This is a genomic window from Candidatus Methylomirabilota bacterium (assembly GCA_027293415.1).
Classification (GTDB): Bacteria; Methylomirabilota; Methylomirabilia; order Methylomirabilales; family CSP1-5; genus CSP1-5.
Genome location: JAPUFX010000088.1, coordinates 1 through 3,192, shown reverse-complemented (window position 1 = coordinate 3,192; position 3,192 = coordinate 1). Strand labels below are relative to the sequence as shown.

General features: G+C 59.1%; 5 protein-coding genes. 3 read left to right on the top strand and 2 right to left on the bottom strand.

Annotated elements, in window-relative coordinates; all coding sequences use genetic code 11:
• The coding region (locus tag O6929_06825) for a DUF2959 family protein (GenBank protein MCZ6480099.1) at positions 1–383 on the bottom strand (383 nt) is incomplete at its 3' end.
• Between the two features lie 53 nt (positions 384–436).
• A complete protein-coding gene (locus O6929_06820) occupies positions 437–1,234 on the bottom strand; it encodes a DUF2470 domain-containing protein (GenBank protein ID MCZ6480098.1) in 798 nt (265 codons plus the stop codon).
• 339 nt (positions 1,235–1,573) lie between these two features.
• Here O6929_06820 and O6929_06815 point away from each other — a divergent pair, with 339 nt between their 5' ends.
• The 3 genes from O6929_06815 to O6929_06805 form a co-directional block, all read left to right on the top strand.
• On the top strand, positions 1,574–1,966 hold the full coding sequence (locus O6929_06815) for a hypothetical protein (GenBank protein ID MCZ6480097.1): 393 nt from the start codon (positions 1,574–1,576) through the stop codon (positions 1,964–1,966).
• 216 nt (positions 1,967–2,182) lie between these two features.
• Positions 2,183–2,911 (top strand): bifunctional demethylmenaquinone methyltransferase/2-methoxy-6-polyprenyl-1,4-benzoquinol methylase UbiE, encoded by a 729-nt coding sequence (gene ubiE, locus O6929_06810; protein ID MCZ6480096.1) that lies wholly within the window; start codon positions 2,183–2,185, stop codon positions 2,909–2,911.
• Positions 2,904–3,192 (top strand): UbiA family prenyltransferase (locus tag O6929_06805; GenBank protein ID MCZ6480095.1); only part of this gene is annotated, 289 nt, incomplete at its 3' end. The genes ubiE and O6929_06805, both read left to right, overlap by 8 nt.

Genomic DNA, 3,192 nt, shown 5'->3' with positions numbered 1-3,192 from the left:
GCTTCACTCCGTGTACGGAACTCTTCGGTCTCGTATTTGTCGAGTTCTGCAGCCCAAGCTGTGAAGTAACTGGCGCTGGTTTTGTCCATCGAGGCGACACGCTTGCCGAAATCGTCCCGCTTTTCATTGGACAGTTCGATCTCACTGTTGAGCCGCTGGAAATCAGATTGGAGGCTGCCGCCCTCTGTCTGACCAAGCGAGTTGGCGGTATCAAGGGCACTTCGGATCTGCGCTTCGGCGACCTGCAGCGCTCGTCGGGATTCCTCAACCTGCGAGACCAGCTTAACTGCCTCTTTGGGAGCGGATGTCGCGCATCCGGACAGGGCCACGAGAGTCACCATCAGAAAGCTCGAGGGAACGACAACGAATTTGGATAGGTTCATGGTGCGCCTCCATAGCTGTGAGAAGGGGATTCTAGGGGGTGTCTGGACTCGAATCAAGCCCGTTGTCGCGCGTCTTCGACCATCTCCACCAAAACCCTCCTCGTTTCCTGCACACTTTTCACCTCTTGGGTGAACGGGATGCGAGCGCCATGAACGCGATCACCCTTTCTGAGCCGCACGTGAAAACCCAGCCGGTCCACGGAGGTCATCATCGCTTCGTCGGCGTCGATGCCGCCGAAAACCCTGACTAACAGAAGCAGGGAATCGGCGTGGTCGGAGTTCATGTGTTCGATAATTCCTGGAGCGACGGCGGCCAATGGGTCGGGTTCGGCCAGACCGTATTCCTCAGCGGACACCCAACCCATCACGCCAAAGCCGCCGACGAAATAGACGTCGAGGACCTCCATGCAATAAAAGGCAAAGTCCTCGTAGTCCACCCAATATTTCGCGTTGTCGTATCGAGCCAGGTAGAGGTCACGCTGTTGTTCGAGCTGATCCTCTGGGAGAGGCGAAATATTGCCCATGAGGGTGAGTCGACTACTCGCGAGTGGATCGCCACTCCAGTGGGGCTGAGTCACCAGGAGACTGGCGCGGGAGTCAGCAGTCATGTTCTGTGTATGGATGGCCATGTGGCTTATGAGGAGAATGGGCCGGCCACGATCGTCAAGCCCATAGGGCATTAGCGAGCCAAACGGCCAGCCCGAATGTTTTCGGGAAAGGGTCGAGAGGCTGCCGATACGGCTCACGTGCACGAGTGTGCGTGCCCGTTGGGCGTAAGTCGGTTCCGGGACCGGGGGCCTCTCAGTTGCGGGCTCCCCGCCGGCATGGTGTCCCAAAGACGGCTTTGACACTCAGAATTCCTCCAGCTTTATTCATCCTGAACGGTTGCGCCGGGCGGCATCAATGTAAATGTCCCTTCCTGACCGTCCGCACCTGGGGTGTTGCTGCACCCACGTGTAGGGGGCTAGATTATGTACCGCTGTGCCAGGGGTGTCAACCCCTCGCAGGTATCCAGATTTTTTACAATTGTGATACCCAGAGGTTGATGGGCAAGGCACTACTCGCCGGCGTGTTGTCGTGGGACGTCCTTGCGGGGATTGGGCTTCTGGAGTAGGATTGACCACGGGGGTCTGTGTGGTAACTCGGCATCGCCTCAAATCGAGGTGTCTCGTGCCAACGGGAGCAGAAAAATGAAACGCGCGCTGTTGCTGGTGGATCACGGAAGCCGACGGGAACAGGCCAATGCCGTTCTCGTCCAGGTGGCCGAGATCATCCGGGACCGTTCTGATTTTGACACGGTCCATTATGCCCACATGGAAATCGCAGAGCCGACCGTTTCGCAAGGGTTTGATGCCTGTGTGGCCGATGGGGCCCGGGAGGTCATCGTGCACCCGTATTTCCTGGCCCCTGGGGACCACTACAACGATACTGTCCCGCGGCTGGTAGCCGAGGCAGCGGCCAGACATCCCGAGGTGCGTTGGACCATCACCGAACCCTTGGGGATTCATTTCAAGCTCTGCGACGTCGTCCTGGAGCGGGTGGAGGCTGCTCTCAGCCGTTCGGCCGGTGATGGGTCCCGCTGAGGGCAAAGGAGCCCGGACACAACCCGCCGGAGTTGCCGCATCATTGCAGGGGACACCATTGCGCTGGTGATGCTGCCACTCTTTGAAAGACTTTCAAATCATGCCAGCTTGTCCGCAGGAATCACCTCACGGTAGCCGTACCACCCCTTGCCCCTGAATATGAGGATCGAAAAGGTCTGGATCGAACCGTTGCAGGGGTAATGAGAGATTGACGCTATGGGGTCTGATCTCGCCGGGGTCAAGCGCGAAGAGATCCGGCGGATGTTCGCATCCATCGTCCACCGGTACGATCTGATCAACCGGCTCTTGAGCCTCCGTCGGGACGTCTACTGGCGCCGGGCGGCGGTGACCCATGGACAGGTTCCCTCGGGAGGACGAGCCCTGGATCTGTGCGCGGGAACCGCCGATGTGGCGTTAGAGATCATTCGGCAGGTTCCGGGTGCTCACGTGATCGCCGTGGACAACTGTGAGCCAATGCTGATCCGTGGCATGCTGAAAGCCCGGAGGGCAGGAGTGGCAGACCATGTCCGCTTTGTGGCCGCGCCGGCCGAGCTGCTCCCCTTTCCCGACGAATCATTCGACGGGGCCTTCGTGGCATTCGGGATTCGCAACGTTGCCGATTGGCGGCGGGGACTCGGGGAGATGGCCAGGGTCCTGAAACCGGGTGGGCGAGCGGTGATCTTGGAGTTCTCGACCCCCTCGTTACCCCTCTGCCGATCCCTGTACCACTTTTACTCCCATCGAATCCTACCCTGCATTGGCGGTCTGCTATCGGGTAACCGGGCAGCCTACGAGTATCTTCCGACGTCCGTGGATGGTTTCCCGTCGCCCGAGGGGCTGCGGGCCCTGATGGAGGAAGCAGGATTATTTGAGGTTTCCTATCTGCCCCTCAGCTTCGGAATAGTGACATTACACCAAGGAAGAAAGGTCGTCGAGAGTGGGTGAAAAGCAAAAAACCGTTGGTCTTTTCCATCAGCTCGTCGTCTTTCTGAACCTGATCAAGTTCCCTCATACCATCTTCGCACTTCCCTTTGCCTTTACAGGGGCGATCCTGGCCGCCCAGGGGATCCCGAAATGGGAGAAGGTCTTTTGGATCCTCGTGGCCATGGTGGGGGCCAGGACCGGAGCCATGGCGGTCAACCGGCTCGTGGACATGGACCTGGATGCCTTGAACCCCCGGACCACCCATCGTGCCCTTCCCCGGGGCCTCATTCGCCCTGTCACCG